Genomic DNA, 15,093 nt, shown 5'->3' with positions numbered 1-15,093 from the left:
CCGTGCCGCACTCCCCCGCACGTACCGCCAACGTCGGCCTGGTGTCCCTGGCGGCCATGCGCATCGGCATCGGCGCGCTCGCCTGGACCAGGCCGGACACCGCCGCGACGCTGTTCGGTTTTCCTGCCCCCGAGGGTCAGGCTCGGTACCTGTGGCGGCTGTTCGGCGTGCGGGATGTGCTCATCGGGCTGGGCACGGTCACCTCGACCGGGCCGCGCCGCCGCACCTGGGCCGGTGTCGGGCTGGCCTGCGACGTCGCCGACGGCGCGGCAGGTGCGCTGGGCCGCAACGATGTTCGCCGTGTCAGCGCCGCCGCGATGATGGGCGTCCCCGCCGCGGCGGTGGCGTTCGGTGCGTGGGCGTTGACGAAGCCGCCCCCGCCGCCCGGGACCCTCTAGGCGCCGGTGGCGCTGAGCCGGTTCGCGCAGGCGATGACTGCGCGCAGCGCCGACTCCGTCGGATCCTGCGACCACCCCATCGCCCACTCGTTGCGGCCACCGTCGCTGCCGCGGATGAACGTCGCGGTGTGGTGGCCTGCGGGAATCTGGTGGAATGCCGTCATCTCGATGGCGAACCCACGCTCGTAGAGCATTTCCGTCAACGCTGCCACCGGTCCGCACGCCGCGGCACGTGAGGTGCCGATCCGGTCGCCGACGGCCAGGGTGGCCTGGTAGTTGCGCGCCTGTGGACCCAGCCGTCCGGACGGGCGCTCGGCATCGGTGCAGGACCACTGGCCAAGCCGGACAGGGCCGTTCGCGGGCCCGTACTGGTCGAAGAAATCGTCGAAGGGCGTCATGTCGGCCTCCTCACGCAGGTCGCGCGGTATGGGACCGTCCACGTGTGCCGCGAAGCTCAACGGCGACGCGAGGTGTCCAGTGGCGAATCGAGAGGTCATGTGCCGGCCTTCTGATCTGACAGGAAGCGACCGACGGAGTAGCGACGACCCACAGCGAGGGGTCGGTCAGGATCAGACCCCGCTGCGGGTTGCTACTACGAGTCGCCTCGGCACGTCAGCGATGCTAGACCTCCCGCAACGCTTCGCGCAAACAGATATCGCCCTGGTCGGGCGCCCCGTCGACAGCGGGCACAATGTTGCGGTGTCCTGGTCGTACGCGGTGCTGCTGTTCGGCGCCGGCGTCCTCGGCGGACTGACCGGAAGCATCGCGGGCCTGGCGTCGGTGGCGACCTATCCGGCCCTGCTGTTGGCCGGATTGCCCCCGGTGACCGCCAACGTGACCAACACCGTCGCGCTGGTGTTCTCCAGCGTCGGTTCCGTGTGGGGATCGCGGCCCGAGCTGGCGGGCCAGCGCGAACTGCTCACCCGCATCCTGCCGTTCGCGGCCGTGGGCGGCGTGACCGGTGCCGCGCTGCTGCTGTCGACCCCCGCGGAGGGCTTCGAGAAACTGGTGCCGGTTCTGCTCGCGTTCGCCGCGGTGACGATCCTGATCCCGGTGCGGCCGACGCAGTCGGCGCGGGTGGCCACGCACCACCGGCACGTGGCCACGATGGTGCTGCAGGGCGCCGCGGTGTTCGCCGTGTGCATCTACGGCGGCTATTTCGGTGCCGCGGCCGGTGTGCTGCTGCTGGCCCTGTTTCTGCGCATCGGCGGCGCGAAGCTCCCCCGCGCCAACGCCAGCAAGAATGTCGTCCTCGGCGCGGCGAACGGTATCGCGGCGCTGATCTTCGCCGTGGTGGCGCCGGTGCAATGGCCCGCAGTGGCGGCACTGGGCGTCGGCTGTCTACTCGGTGGCCGCCTCGGTCCGCTCGTCGTTAGGCATGGGCCGGACAAGCCGATCAGGATCGCGATCGGTGTCGCGGGACTCGCGCTGGCGGTCAAGCTCGGCGTCGACGCCTACCGCTGATCACACGAACGGGTTGTCGCCCCGAGACACCCGGGTGCCCAGCTCGATCAGATTCTCCGCCGAGGCGTGCAGCCGCTCCCCGGCCTCCGCGCTGGCCTGCCCGGCCAGGTATCGCGACCAGGTGCCCTCGATGACGATCGCCAGCTTGAAGCAGGCCATCGCGACGTACCAGTCCAGCCGCGACGTGCGTCGGCCGTCGGCGGCCAGGTAGGCCTCGATCAGCTCGGCGCGCGACGCGAGGCCGCCGAGCGCGGCCAGCGCGGAGCCGGCATCGATGGGATTGGGGCCGTCCGGCCAGCAGACCAACATCCACCCGAGGTCGAGCAGCGGGTCGCCGACCGTACACATCTCCCAGTCGATGAACGCGGCCAGCTCGGGGGCGTCCCGCCGGAGCAGCACGTTGTTGAGATGGCAGTCGCCGTGCATGATGCCGGGCTCGGTGTCGGCAGGGCGCTGCGCCTCCAGCCAGTCGGCGAGCACGTGTACCGACGGAAAGGACTCGGGTGCGTAATGCTCATGCCGGTAGCTTTCGAGCAACCGCATGAATTGCGGAACCTGGCGCGCCAGAAAGGATCCCGGCCGTTTGATCGCGGCCAGCGGGCTACCCTCCCAGGCCACCCGCCCCAGCCGCGCCAGGCTGGCCGCATACGACAGACCCACCTGGTGGCGCATCGCGGCGTCACGCACGTAGTGCTCGTCGGTATCGGTGCCCGGGTTGAACCCGTCGACGGCCTCCATCAGGTAGAACACCACCCCGAGGACGTCGAGATCCTCGCACCCCGCGATCAACTCGGGGTGCGGCACGTCCGTGCCCTTGAGCGTGTGCAGCACCGCGATCTCACGCCGCATCGTGTTGTCGCTCGTGGGCCGCGGATGGGGCGGCGGACGACGCAGCACCATCGGACGACCATCCACGCTCAGGCGCACGACGATGTTCTGCGAGCCGCCGGTCAGGGGTTCGACGCCGGCGACCGCCGATCCGATTCCGGTCCGGCGCAGCCAATTCTGCAGCGCCTCGATGTCGGTCTCGGTCAGCGTCACGTCGACGGGCATGCCGCCATCGTGTCAGGTCAGACGCACGCCGGTCGCGGATTCGCCGGTGCCGTGCCCGCGCTCTCAGTCCAGGATGCGCCGGGCCACGTTGGTGCTGACGAGATCGAGCAGCTCGTCGCCACGTCCCGCGAGGATGGTTCTGATCGCATACAGCGAGAAGCCCTTGGCCTGTTCGGCGGTGATCGTCGGCGGAATCGAGAGTTCCTGCCGGGCGGTGACGACGTCGATCACGGCCGGCCCGTCGGTGGCGAACGCGTCGGCCAGTGCCGATTCCAGTTCGTCGGGCCGTTCGACGCGCCTACCGAAAACGCCCATCGCCCGTGCGACGGCGGCGAAGTCGGGGTTGGTCAGGTCGGTGCCGAAGTTGACGATTCCCGCGGCCTTCATCTCGAGCTCGACGAAATTCAGCGACGAGTTGTTGAAGACCACGACCTTGACCGGCAGCCGATTCTGGATCAGAGTGATCAGCTCGCCGAACAACATGGTCAGTCCACCGTCGCCGGCCAGCGCGACCACCTGCCGCTGCGGGAATGCGGTTTGCGCGCCGATGGCGTGCGGCAGCGCGTTGGCCATGGTGCCGTGGTTGAACGATCCGATGAGCCTGCGCCTGCCGTTCATCCTCAGGTAGCGGGCCGCCCACACCACGGGCGACCCCACGTCGGCGGTGAACACGGCATCGTCGGAGGCCAACTTATCGACAAGTCCCGCAACGTATTCCGGCCGGATCGGGGTCTTGTCACGGTCGTTGACGGCGAGGTCGTCGAGCGTCTTGCGGGTCTTGCGGTAATGCTTGAGGGCGCGGTCGAGATGGGCGCTGTCGGTTTTCTGCCGCAGCATCGGCTGCAGGGCGGCCAGGGTGTCGGCGACCGTGCCGACGAGCCCGAGGTCGACGGGCGTGCGGCGGCCCAGATGCCTGCCGCGGATATCGACCTGGATGACCTTTGCGTGCGCGGGATAGAACTGCTGATAGGGGAAATCGGTACCGAGCATCAGCAGTGTGTCGGCTTCCTTGATGGCCTTGTAGCCGGAAGCGAATCCGAGCAGCCCGGTCATGCCGACGTCGTAGGGGTTGTCGTATTCGATGAACTCCTTGCCGCGCAGCGCATGTACCACCGGGGAGTTCAGGGTCGCGGCGAGCTGGACGAGGGCGTCGTGGGCGCCTTCGACGCCGGCCCCGCCGAGGATCGTGACGGCGCTGGCCTCGTTGAGCAGCGCGGCGGCCTCGCGCAGCGACGCATCGTCGGGGCGCACCACCGACCGTGCGGCGACGACAGGCCGGGTCTGCCACCCTGTCCCGTCCGCCTTCGCCGAGAAGATCTCGCCCGGAACGACAACCACCGCGACGCCGCGCTCCTCGACCGCCGTCCGCATTGCCATGTGGAGGATGCGGGGCAACATCTCGGCGGTACTGACCATTTCGCAGTACACGCTGCACTCGCGGAAGAGTTCCTGCGGATGGGTCTCCTGGAAGTATTCGGAGCCGATCTCGCTGCGCGGGATGTGTGCGGCGATCGCCAGCACCGGGACCCGGCTGCGGTTCGCGTCGAACAGGCCGTTGATCAGATGGAGGTTGCCGGGTCCGCAGCTGCCTGCGCACACCGCCAGCTGCCCCGTCAGCGCCGCGTCGGCCGCCGCGGCGAACGCCGCTGTCTCCTCGTGGCGGACGTGCTCCCACGTCAGAGCGCCGTCACGGCGCAGTGCGTCGGTGAATCCGTTGAGGCTGTCCCCGGGCAGGCCGTAGACCCGCCGGATCCCACTCGTGCGAAGGGTCTCGATGACGTGATCAGCGACGGTGGCCATCTCGCCCACCCTACTGGCGATTTCGGTGTAGTTGGTCGCGCCCAGCGTGACCAACTACACCGAAATCACGGGTTTACTTGGGGGCGAATCGCTGCCCGGCGTCCAGGCGCACGCACTGCCCGTTGAGCATCGGGTTCTCGACGATCGCGACCGCGAGCTTGGCGTACTCCTCAGGCTTGCCGAGCCGCTTCGGGAACGCCGCGTCTTTGGTCAGTACCGAGGCGAATTCGTCCGGGATGCCTTCGGTGAGGCCGGTTGCGAACAGGCTCGGCGCGATCGCGAGCGCCCGGATACCCAAGCTGCCGAGATCCCGGGCCATCGTGAGGCACATGCCGGCGATGGCGGCCTTCGACGCGGTGTAGGCCAGCTGCCCGATCTGGCCTTCGAACGCCGCGATCGACGCGGTGTTGATGATGACGCCGCGCTCTTCGGCCTCGTCGTCGACTGGTTCGTTCTTCGACATGTGCCACGCGGCGAGCCGGCTGATGTTGAACGTGCCGATCAGGTTGAGGTCGATGCTCTTGCGGAACGAGTCGAGGCTGTGGGGGCCGTCCTTCTTGATGGTGCGCTCGGCGATGCCGCCGCCGGCGGTCGTCACCGCGATGTGCAGTCCCCCGAGGCCGTCGACGGCCGCGTTCAGCACAGCCTCGGTGCCATCGAAGTCGGTGATGTCGACTTCGTGGAATGTGCCGCCGATCTGGTCGGCGACCTCGCCGCCCTTGGACTGCGGACGGTCCAGTACCGCCACGCTGGCACCGCGCTTGGCCAGAGCTTCGGCGGTGGCCCGCCCGAAGCCCGATGCACCACCCACGATGATGGCCTTCTTGCCCTCGATCTCCATGTGCCTACCTTTCACGCCGTGTCACGGAACTTTCCAAGTAACGGTCAATCTGTAAAGCCCACAAGCAACCTAGCGGATGACATCTTTCGGTAAGGGTTTCGGGCTGTGCGCGACGGTAGCGTTGGCCGTATGACCACGCTGGGAGCCAAGGCCATGGGCGGCGTCGCCGCGGCGGCCGTCGCTGTCGGCGTCGCACAACTGGTCGCAGCCGCGTTCGGCCCGGAGGCCGACGTGCGGACCGCCGTCGGCTCCGCTGCCATCGCGCTGACGCCGGGCCCCGTCAAGGAATGGGCCATCGACACGTTCGGCACCGCCGACAAGTTGTTCCTGACGGTGGCGGTGCTGCTGGCGATCGCGGTGATCGCCGCGGTGGCAGGCATGGCCGAGACCAAGCGGAGGCCGATCGGCAGCACGGCGATCGTGATCGCAGGCGGGGTGGGGTGCGCGGCGGTGCTGTCCCGGGCCGGTGCGACGGCCGTCGACCTGATTCCCACGATCGTGGGGGCCGTCTGCGGTGTCGCGGTGCTACGCCTGCTGGTGTCCGACCGCTTCCGCGACACCGAGGACGATTCTTCGGACACGGACACGGGCAGGCGCCTTTCGCTGGTGACCCTCGGCCTGCTCGGCGCCGGCGTGGCCAGCGGCGTCGTCGGTGTGGTGGTCACCCGGTTGACCTCGTCGGTGTCGGGTGACCGTCAGGCGTTCGCGTTGCCACGGGCGAAGCAGGCGGCACCGCCGATCCCTGCATCGGTGCAGCCCGCCGGGGTTGAGCTGCCGCCCTTCGTCACCGACAACGCCGACTTCTACCGCATCGACACGGCACTGACCGTCCCACAGGTCAGCCGGACCGACTGGCAGTTGCGCATCCACGGCATGGTCGACCGTGAGGTCACCTACCGGTTCGAGGACCTGGAGCGCTTCGAGGTGGTCGAGAGGGTGGTCACGTTGACGTGTGTCTCCAACCCCGTTGGCGGCGAGCTCATCTCGAATGCCGTGTGGACCGGCTACCGCGTGAGTGACCTGCTCGCCGAGGCCGGTGTCCAACCGGATGCGGACATGGTGTTGTCGATGTCGGTGGACGGCTGGACCGCGGGCACGCCGGTGGAGGCACTCACAGATGACGGCGCAATGCTCGCGATCGGCATGAACGGTCAACCGTTGCCGGTCGAACACGGGTATCCGGCACGGCTCGTGGTGCCTGGCCTGTACGGCTATGTGTCGGCCACCAAATGGGTGACCGCACTGGAGCTGACCCGGTTCGACCGCGCCGAGGCGTACTGGACGCGGCTGGGCTGGGGCGTGCGCGGACCGATCAAGACCGAGTCGCGCATCGACGTCCCGCGCAGCGGCCAGGACGTCGCCCTGGGTCCCGTGACCTTCGGCGGTGTGGCCTGGGCGCAGGACCGCGGCGTGCGCGCTGTCGAGGTGCAGATCGACGACGGCGAATGGCAGCAGGCCGAGTTGGGCGACGCGTACTCCGGCGACACCTGGCGGCTGTGGAGTTTCCCCTGGGAGGCCACCGACACCGGGTTCCACAAGATCACCGTCCGCGCCACCGACAACACCGGCTACACGCAGACCCCCGATCGTGCCGACCCGGTGCCCGACGGCGCCACGGGATGGCACTCCATCACGTTCGCCGTCCGGTAGTGACCCGTCGGCATCGGTGGTGTCGGTGCCGGATGTCAGGGTGGTGACGTGCTGCTCGTAGACGTTGCCCAGACTTCGGCCGATGTCGCGGCATCGTCGGCCAGGCTGGCCAAGATCGCCCGCATCGCCGACCTGCTCCGGACCGCCGGCACCCTCGACGACCCGCGGCTTCCCGGCATCGTGGTGTCCTGGCTCTCCGGTGAACTGCCGCAACGGCAGATCGGTGTCGGTTGGGCGTCGCTGCGGTCCGCTCCCCCTGCGGCTGCGGAGCCGTCCCTCACCGTCGCCGAGGTCGACCTCCGGTTCAGCGAGATCGGAAGCACGTCGGGTAAGGGTTCGCAGGCGCGTCGCGCCCATCTGCTCGCGACACTGTTCGCCGCAGCCACCGACGTCGAGCAGACGTTTCTGCGACGGCTGCTCACCGGCGAACTACGACAGGGCGCGTTGGTCGGGGTGATGGCCGACGCCGTCGCCAAGGCCGCCGACGTCCCCGCCGCGGCGGTGCGGCGCGCCGCGATGCTCGGCGGTGATCTGCCTGCGGTGGCCGCCGCGGTGCTCAGCGGTGGCGCAGAGTCGCTGCAGCAGTTCACGTTGCGGGTCGGCAAGCCGGTGGGGCCGATGCTCGCCCAGACGGCGGCCGGCGTCGCCGACGCCCTCGACCGCCTGGGCGGCCCCGTCATGTTCGAGGCGAAGCTCGACGGCGCGCGGGTTCAAATCCACCGGGCAGGGGACGTGGTGTCGATCTACACGCGCAGCCTCGACGACGTCACGGCACGTCTGCCGGAGGTGGTCGAGGCGACGCTGGCGCTCCCCGTCACCGATCTGATCGCCGATGCCGAGGCGATCGCATTGAGACCGGACGGACGTCCGCACCGCTTCCAGATCACCGCGTCCCGCTTCGGCCGTCGCGGCGGCGAACCGGGCGCCGACACCCAGAAGCTCTCGGTGTTCTTCTTCGATCTGCTCCACGTCGACGGTGTCGACCTGCTCGACCTGCCGGCCGCCGAGCGCATCGCCAGCCTCGACGCGATCGTGCCGCAGGCCCAGCGGGTGGACCGCCTCGTGAGCTCCGATGCCGCCGCCGCGCAGGCATTCCTGGACACGACGCTGGCCGCGGGCCACGAGGGTGTGATGGCCAAGTCGCCAACCGCGCCGTACGAGGCGGGGCGCCGCGGCGCGGGCTGGCTGAAGGTCAAACCCGTGCACACCCTCGACCTCGTGGTGCTCGCCGTGGAGTGGGGTTCGGGTCGGCGCACCGGCAAGTTGTCCAACATCCACCTCGGCGCCCGCGATCCCGACACCGGCGGGTTCGTCATGCTCGGCAAGACGTTCAAGGGAATGACCGACGAGATGCTGGCGTGGCAGACGGAGCGGTTCCTCGAGCTCGCGGACGGAGCGGCCCCGGCCACGACATCAGACGACGGGAAGACCGACGGGTACGTCGTCACGGTCCGGCCGGAGCAGGTGGTCGAGATCGCGTTCGACGGATTGCAGACCTCGACGCGCTATCCGGGTGGGATGGCGCTGCGGTTCGCGCGGGTGGTTCGCTACCGCGACGACAAGAGTGCGGCCGAGGCGGACACCATCGCCACAGTGCGGGCACTATACGAACGCGCCGACTGAGCGCGATACGGGGGTTCTCCCACATCCCCGGTTTGTCCGATGCAAGGATCGGGGAACGCCTGTGATCCGGGACACAAGAAACAGTCGAGCCGAATGAGAAGAGGCCGGGCAGACATCATGGCCACACCCACCGCCCCGTCGTCAGAACGCATCGAAGAGACCGACGGCGACATCACCTATATCCGCACGGACAAAGACCAACCGCCGGTGGCGATCATCGACAGATCGCCGATCACCACCAAGCACAAGATCATCTTCGCGGTGGTGGCCGTCCTCGGCGCCGTCGCCTGGGCGATGATCGCGTTCTTCCGCGGGGAAACCGTCAACGCGGTGTGGTTCGTCATCGCCGCGGTCTGCACCTACGTGATCGGGTACCGGTTCTACGCTCGCCTCATCGAGATGAAGGTGGTGCGTCCCCGCGACGACAACGCCACCCCGGCAGAGGTTTTCGAGAACGGCACCGACTACATGCCCACCGACCGGCGGGTGCTCTACGGCCACCACTTCGCCGCGATCGCGGGCGCGGGACCGCTTGTCGGGCCGGTGCTGGCCACCCAGATGGGCTATCTGCCCGGCGCGATCTGGATCATCGTCGGCGCCGTGGTGGCCGGGTGCGTGCAGGACTACCTGGTGCTGTCGATCTCGGTCCGCCGTCGGGGCCGGTCACTGGGACAGATGGCCCGGGATGAGCTGGGGGTCGTCGGCGGAGTCGCGGCGATCGTCGGCGTGCTGGTCATCATGGTCATCCTGCTCGCGGTGCTGGCACTGGTCGTGGTCGGCGCGCTCGCGGAAAGCCCGTGGGGCGTGTTCTCGATCGCGATGACGATTCCGATCGCCATCTTCATGGGCCTGTACCTGCGCTACCTGCGACCTGGGCGAGTGTCGGAGGTCTCGCTGATCGGCGTCATCCTGTTGCTGCTGGCGGTCGTCTCGGGCGGCTGGGTCGCCGACACCTCTTGGGGCGCAGACTGGTTCACGCTGTCGAAGGTGGCGCTCTCGTGGTGCATCATCCTCTACGGGCTGGCCGCCTCGGTGCTGCCGGTGTGGCTGCTGCTGGCCCCGCGGGACTACCTGTCGACGTTCATGAAAGTCGGCACCATCGCGCTGCTGGCTGTGGGCATCCTGCTGGCCAGGCCCGTCATGGAGGCGCCGGCGATCTCCACATTCGCCACCAGCGGCACCGGGCCGGTGTTCGCGGGTTCGCTGTTCCCGTTCCTGTTCATCACCATCGCGTGCGGCGCTCTCTCGGGCTTTCACTCCTTGATCGCCTCGGGAACCACCCCGAAGCTGCTGGAAAAAGAAAGCCAGATGCGGCTGATCGGCTACGGCGGCATGCTCACCGAGTCGTTCGTCGCGATCATGGCGCTCATCACCGCTGCGATACTCAACCAGCATCTGTACTTCACGATGAACGCGCCCGCCGCATCGACGGGCACGACGGCGGCATCCGCGGCCGACTATGTCAACGGCCTCGGTCTGTCCGGCGCGCCGATCACCGCTCAGGAGATCGACGACGCCGCCCGCAGTGTCGGCGAGGAATCGATCGTGTCCCGCACCGGCGGTGCGCCGACACTCGCCTTCGGCATGTCCGAGGTGTTGCACCAGGTATTCGGCGGCGCGAGCCTCAAAGCGTTCTGGTACCACTTCGCGATCATGTTCGAGGCGTTGTTCATCCTCACCACCGTGGACGCCGGGACTCGGGTGGCACGGTTCATGCTCTCCGACGGGCTGGGAAACCTCGGCGGCCCGTTCGCCAAGCTGCGCGATCCGAGCTGGCGGGTCGGCGCATGGATCTGCAGCATCATCGTCGTCGCGGCGTGGGGCTCCATCCTGTTGATGGGTGTCACCGACCCGCTGGGCGGCATCAACACCCTCTTCCCGCTGTTCGGTATCGCAAACCAGTTGCTCGCCGCCATCGCACTCACGGTGGTGACCGTGGTGATCATCAAACGCGGACTGCTGAAATGGGCGTGGATACCCGGCATCCCGCTGGCCTGGGACCTGGTGGTCACCATGACGGCGTCGTGGCAGAAGATCTTCTCCGGCGACCCGAAGGTCGGTTACTGGACTCAGCACTTCCAGTACCGCAACGCCAAGGACGCCGGTCAGACCAGCTTCGGTGCCGCGAAGGACGCCGGTGCGCTCGACGCCGTCATCCGCAACACGTTCATCCAGGGCACGCTGTCGATCATCTTCGCCGTACTCGTGATCATCGTCTTCGCCGCGGGTGTGATCATGGCGCTGAAGGCGATTCGCGGTAACGGCGCGCCGCTGTCCGAGGACGCCCCGGTGCCCTCGCGCATGTTCGCGCCGTCGAGCCTGATGATGACGAAGGCGGAGAAGGAGGTGCAGAAACAATGGGACGCACGACCCAAGGCGCACGCCGGACCCTCGACCAGATCGTCTGGTACTGCCAGTCATTGATGGGCGACAACCACTACCAGCGCTACCTGGAGCATCACGCACGACGTCACCGGGACGCCGCACCGATGTCCGAGCGGGAGTATTGGCGGCACCGTCACGCGGCCGCGGATGCCAATCCTGGAGCGCGCTGCTGCTGATCCCGGCAGGCTAAACTGTCGTCCATACGGTAAGCGACCACAGAAACGGGACGGCGATGCACAAAGACGACATGATTTTGATCAGCGTTGATGATCACATCGTGGAGCCGCCGGACATGTTCAAGAATCATCTGCCGAGGAAGTATCTGGATGAGGCGCCGCGGTTGGTGCATAACCCGGATGGGTCGGATACCTGGCAGTTCCGGGATGTGGTGATTCCGAATGTGGCGTTGAATGCGGTGGCGGGCCGGCCGAAGGAGGAGTACGGGCTGGAGCCGCAGGGTCTTGATGAGATCCGCCCTGGGTGTTGGAAGGTCGATGAGCGGGTCAAGGACATGAATGCCGGTGGCATTTTGGGCTCGATGTGTTTTCCGTCGTTTCCCGGTTTCGCGGGGCGGTTGTTCGCGACTGAGGATGCCGAGTTCTCGCTGGCGTTGGTGCAGGCCTACAACGACTGGCATGTCGAGCAGTGGTGTGGGGCGTATCCGGCGCGGTTCATTCCGATGACGTTGCCGGTGATCTGGGATCCCGTGGCGTGTGCTGCTGAGATCCGCCGTAACGCCGCCCGCGGGGTGCATTCGTTGACGTTTTCGGAGAATCCCTCGGCGATGGGTTATCCGAGTTTTCATGATTTCGAGTATTGGAAGCCGATGTGGGATGCGCTGGTGGACACCGACACGGTGCTCAATGTGCATATCGGGTCCTCGGGCCGGTTGGCGATCACCGCCCCGGATGCGCCGATGGATGTGATGATCACGTTGCAGCCGATGAACATCGTGCAGGCGGCGGCGGATCTGTTGTGGTCGCGGCCGATCAAGGAGTATCCCGGCCTCAAGATCGCGCTGTCTGAGGGTGGGACGGGCTGGATTCCGTATTTCCTGGAGCGGGTTGATCGCACCTATGAGATGCATTCGACGTGGACCGGGCAGGACTTCGGGGGCAAGCTGCCCTCGGAGGTGTTTCGTGAGCACTTCCTGACCTGCTTCATCGCCGATCCGGTAGGGGTGGCCACGCGGCATCAGATCGGGGTGGACAACATCTGCTGGGAGGCTGACTACCCGCACAGTGATTCGATGTGGCCGGGTGCTCCCGAGCAGCTCGAGGAGGTCTTCACCAGCAACGCCGTTCCCGACGCCGAGATCAACAAGATGACGTTCGAGAACGCCATGCGCTGGTACAACTGGGACCCGTTCACCCACATCCCCAAAGAGCAGGCCACCGTCGGGGCGTTACGCAAAGCCGCCGAAGGACACGACGTCTCGATCCAGGCACTGTCGCATCACCCGAAATCCGGTGACTCGGCGAAGAACTGGCAGGAACAGATGGGCGCCGCCACCGCCGCGCAGAAGTAACGGCGCTATCAGCCCAGTGAGTACTTGATGGGCAGGTGCTTGAGCCCACCGACGAAGATCGTCGCGGTGTGCTCAGCTCTGCCCGCCAACTCGACCGACTTCAGGCGGGGCAGCAGCGCGGAATAGAAGCTGTTGATCTCCATCCGTGCCAACGCGGCGCCCAGACAGAAGTGCACGCCGTAGCCGAACGCAACGTGCCTGTTCGGGTCGCGGCCGACGTCGAAGCGGAACGGGTCGGCAAAGATGTCCTCGTCGCGGTTGCCGGACGGGTAGGACAGGAGCACCGACTCCCCCGCCGCGATCGGCACACCGCGAATCTCGGTGTCCTGCGTGGCGGTTCGCATGAACTCCTTGACCGGGGTGACCCAGCGGATCATCTCTTCGACCGCCAGTGGCAACAATTCCGGAGTGTTCTGCAGTCGCTGCAGCTGATCGGCATTCTCGGCCAGCGCCTGCAGGCCGCCAGAGATCGTGGCGCTCGTCGTGTCGTGCCCCGCGGTGGCCACGATGAGGTAGTACGAGACGGATTCGATGTCGGACAGCGGTTCGCCGTCAATCCGGGCGTTGGCGATCGCTGACGCGAGATCCTCGGTGGGGTGGGCGCGCCGCGCCGCGGTGATGTCGTTGAAGTAGGTGAACATCTCGAACAGCGCCATCCCGCGCTCTTCCATCGTGATGCCGCGCTGCAGCTCGGCATCATCGCTGCCGAACAATTCCTGGGTGTAGGTCAACATGCGCGGGAAGTCGGACTCGGGGATGCCGAGCAGCGACATGATGACATAGAGCGGGAAGTTCACGGCGACTTCCTGCACGAAGTCGCATTCCCCACCCCGGTCGGCCATCTTGTCGACGAACGAGTTCGCCAGCTCGTCCACCCTAACCTTCAAGGCGCGCATGGCTTTCGGCCGGAACCAGTCCGCCCCGATCGCCCTGACCTTGCGGTGCTGCGGATCGTCCAGGTGGATCAGCGTGCGGATGCCCATGGCCTCCTGCTGGGCGTCACCCTCCGCGGTGGTGAGCACAGGCCGCGGCGAATTCGTGAACAGGGTGTTGTCCCGTTCGATGGCCATGATGTCGGCGTGCTTGGTGATCGCCCAGAACGGGCGGTAGTCCGGGACCTCCACCCAGGCGACCGGGGCATGGGCCCGCAGGTGGGTCATCGCCGCATGTAACCGCGCCTCGTCGGCGTAGGCCGCCGGATCGGCGAACACGTTGGCGGCCTCATCGGCTACTCGAACGCTCATCTCTGTCTCCTCTTATGTGCCGCTGCGCAATTCAGACACCAGATCGACAACCGTCGCCTCGTCGATGGATGACGGAAACCCCAGCAGGACGCGGTCGATGAGGCCGTCACACCGAGATCTGATGGAATCGACCAGATGGTCGACCGTCGCGACGACGGCGAACTCCCCGAGGATGGTGTCGTCGATCAGCGACCCCATCGTGTCCCAGTCCCCCTCGCGCGAGAGCCGGTGTAGTTCGGTCTGCAGATCGCCCCAGCCGTGCAACTCCAACACGGCGCGATAGGCCGGAGTGGACGCGTAGAAGGCGATCTGCTTGCGGGTGGCAACGGTGGCGGCAGCCAGTTCCTGCTCGTCGTGACCGGTGACGACGAAAAGCGGGCTGGCCACCTCCACGTCGCCGCGCTCTCGCCGGGAGCGCTCGATACCCCGCGTCAGCGTGGGGATCGTCACCTCCCGCATGTACCGCTGAGTCGAGAACGCATGCGCCAGTAGGCCGTCGGCCACCTCACCGCACATCTCGGTCATCCTGTCGCCTACTGCGGCGACGAACACCTTGGGGTCAGCGTGTGGGTGCGGGGGCGGGACGAACATCGGGGTCATCAGCGTGTGCGTGTAGAAGTCGCCCTCGAAGTCGAGCCGGGAGCCGTCGCGCCAGCATCCCCAGATCTCGTGCAGCGCCACCACGAATTCGCGCATCCTCGCGACAGGCTTGCTCCACGGCATGCTGAACCGCTTCTCGATGTGCGGCTTGATCTGCGAGCCGAGTCCCAGGATGAGGCGGCCCTGCGAGTAGTCCTGCAGGTCCCACCCGACCTGGGCAACGGTCATCGGATTGCGGGCGAACGCCACGGCGATGCTGGTGCCCAACTCGATGCGGTGGGTGTGCTCGGCGGCAAGCGTCAGCGGCAGGAATGGATCGTGATTGATCTCGGCCGTCCAGCACCCGTCATAGCCCCGGCGTTCCAGTGTTCTGGCGCCCTCCGGAACGTGGGACAGTTGACTGACGACGGCAGCGTCCACCTTGAGGCCGCCTTCAGCACCCATGCCGAACGACGCTACAGTAAGCAATTCAGTATGGTCAACGTTGCGACGTGTGGCGAGCCGAGA

13 protein-coding genes are annotated in these 15,093 nt (G+C 67.2%); 7 read left to right on the top strand and 6 right to left on the bottom strand.

Translation table 11 applies throughout. The annotated features are described in order from the left end of the window. The first annotated feature begins 2 nt into the window (after nt 1-2). Nucleotides 3-398 (top strand): DUF4267 domain-containing protein, encoded by a 396-nt coding sequence (locus EL337_RS09385; protein WP_048631932.1) that lies wholly within the window; start codon nt 3-5, stop codon nt 396-398. Here EL337_RS09385 and EL337_RS09380 read toward each other — a convergent pair. Further along, nucleotides 395-895, bottom strand: a complete 501-nt coding sequence (locus EL337_RS09380) for a 2-isopropylmalate synthase (RefSeq protein ID WP_197724214.1) — start codon at nt 893-895, stop codon at nt 395-397. The two genes, EL337_RS09385 and EL337_RS09380, sit on opposite strands and share 4 nt — an antisense overlap. Nucleotides 896-1,118: 223 nt before the next feature. On the opposite strand from EL337_RS09380, the gene EL337_RS09375 reads away from it, so the two are divergent. Next, nucleotides 1,119-1,862 carry a sulfite exporter TauE/SafE family protein gene (locus EL337_RS09375; protein ID WP_048632133.1) on the top strand — a complete coding sequence of 248 codons (744 nt, stop codon included), beginning with the start codon at nt 1,119-1,121 and terminating at the stop codon, nt 1,860-1,862. Here the strand turns inward: EL337_RS09375 and EL337_RS09370 are convergent, their stop codons facing one another. The 3 genes from EL337_RS09370 to EL337_RS09360 form a co-directional block, all read right to left on the bottom strand. Then, nucleotides 1,863-2,915, bottom strand: a complete 1,053-nt coding sequence (locus tag EL337_RS09370) for a phosphotransferase family protein (RefSeq protein ID WP_048631933.1) — start codon at nt 2,913-2,915, stop codon at nt 1,863-1,865. It lies immediately after the preceding gene. Between the two features lie 63 nt (nt 2,916-2,978). Beyond that, nucleotides 2,979-4,715 (bottom strand): ubiquinone-dependent pyruvate dehydrogenase, encoded by a 1,737-nt coding sequence (poxB, locus tag EL337_RS09365; RefSeq protein WP_048632134.1) that lies wholly within the window; start codon nt 4,713-4,715, stop codon nt 2,979-2,981. 73 nt (nt 4,716-4,788) lie between these two features. After that, entirely contained in the window at nt 4,789-5,556 is a 768-nt protein-coding gene (locus EL337_RS09360) for an SDR family NAD(P)-dependent oxidoreductase (RefSeq protein ID WP_048631934.1), read from the bottom strand. Nucleotides 5,557-5,685: 129 nt separating this feature from the next. Between EL337_RS09360 and EL337_RS09355 the strand changes: the two genes are divergently transcribed. From EL337_RS09355 to EL337_RS09335, 5 genes are all read left to right on the top strand, one after another. After that, nucleotides 5,686-7,206 (top strand): molybdopterin-dependent oxidoreductase, encoded by a 1,521-nt coding sequence (locus EL337_RS09355; protein WP_048631935.1) that lies wholly within the window; start codon nt 5,686-5,688, stop codon nt 7,204-7,206. A 48-nt stretch (nt 7,207-7,254) separates the two neighbouring features. Next, a complete protein-coding gene (locus EL337_RS09350) occupies nt 7,255-8,829 on the top strand; it encodes an ATP-dependent DNA ligase (protein WP_048631936.1) in 1,575 nt (524 codons plus the stop codon). Between the two features lie 117 nt (nt 8,830-8,946). Further along, nucleotides 8,947-11,253 (top strand): carbon starvation CstA family protein, encoded by a 2,307-nt coding sequence (locus tag EL337_RS09345; protein WP_048631937.1) that lies wholly within the window; start codon nt 8,947-8,949, stop codon nt 11,251-11,253. Next, nucleotides 11,187-11,390, top strand: a complete 204-nt coding sequence (locus tag EL337_RS09340; RefSeq protein WP_083443046.1) for a YbdD/YjiX family protein — start codon at nt 11,187-11,189, stop codon at nt 11,388-11,390. The genes EL337_RS09345 and EL337_RS09340 overlap by 67 nt, the downstream gene beginning before the upstream one ends. 56 nt (nt 11,391-11,446) lie before the next feature. Further along, nucleotides 11,447-12,742 (top strand): amidohydrolase family protein, encoded by a 1,296-nt coding sequence (locus EL337_RS09335; RefSeq protein ID WP_126316547.1) that lies wholly within the window; start codon nt 11,447-11,449, stop codon nt 12,740-12,742. Between the two features lie 8 nt (nt 12,743-12,750). On the opposite strand, the gene EL337_RS09330 is transcribed toward EL337_RS09335, so the two are convergent. Further along, entirely contained in the window at nt 12,751-13,986 is a 1,236-nt protein-coding gene (locus tag EL337_RS09330) for a cytochrome P450 (RefSeq protein ID WP_048634642.1), read from the bottom strand. Between the two features lie 12 nt (nt 13,987-13,998). Continuing rightward, the gene (locus EL337_RS09325; protein WP_197724213.1) at nt 13,999-15,030 is read right to left on the bottom strand and encodes an LLM class F420-dependent oxidoreductase; all 1,032 of its coding nucleotides are present in this window, start codon (nt 15,028-15,030) and stop codon (nt 13,999-14,001) included. Nucleotides 15,031-15,093 lie beyond the last annotated feature (63 nt).

This window comes from Mycolicibacterium aurum (genome assembly GCF_900637195.1).
Classification (GTDB): Bacteria; Actinomycetota; Actinomycetes; order Mycobacteriales; family Mycobacteriaceae; genus Mycobacterium; species Mycobacterium aurum.
This window is presented reverse-complemented; position numbering and strand designations above follow the sequence as displayed.

Coding starts and splice junctions, on each gene's coding strand:
- EL337_RS09380 (WP_197724214.1), bottom strand. CDS start 895: ATGACCTCTCGATTCGCCACTGGACACCTCGCGTCGCCGTTGAGCTTC.
- EL337_RS09370 (WP_048631933.1), bottom strand. CDS start 2,915: ATGCCCGTCGACGTGACGCTGACCGAGACCGACATCGAGGCGCTGCAG.
- poxB (WP_048632134.1), bottom strand. CDS start 4,715: ATGGCCACCGTCGCTGATCACGTCATCGAGACCCTTCGCACGAGTGGG.
- EL337_RS09360 (WP_048631934.1), bottom strand. CDS start 5,556: ATGGAGATCGAGGGCAAGAAGGCCATCATCGTGGGTGGTGCATCGGGC.
- EL337_RS09355 (WP_048631935.1), top strand. CDS start 5,686: ATGACCACGCTGGGAGCCAAGGCCATGGGCGGCGTCGCCGCGGCGGCC.
- EL337_RS09345 (WP_048631937.1), top strand. CDS start 8,947: ATGGCCACACCCACCGCCCCGTCGTCAGAACGCATCGAAGAGACCGAC.
- EL337_RS09340 (WP_083443046.1), top strand. CDS start 11,187: ATGGGACGCACGACCCAAGGCGCACGCCGGACCCTCGACCAGATCGTC.
- EL337_RS09335 (WP_126316547.1), top strand. CDS start 11,447: ATGCACAAAGACGACATGATTTTGATCAGCGTTGATGATCACATCGTG.
- EL337_RS09330 (WP_048634642.1), bottom strand. CDS start 13,986: ATGAGCGTTCGAGTAGCCGATGAGGCCGCCAACGTGTTCGCCGATCCG.
- EL337_RS09325 (WP_197724213.1), bottom strand. CDS start 15,030: ATGGGTGCTGAAGGCGGCCTCAAGGTGGACGCTGCCGTCGTCAGTCAA.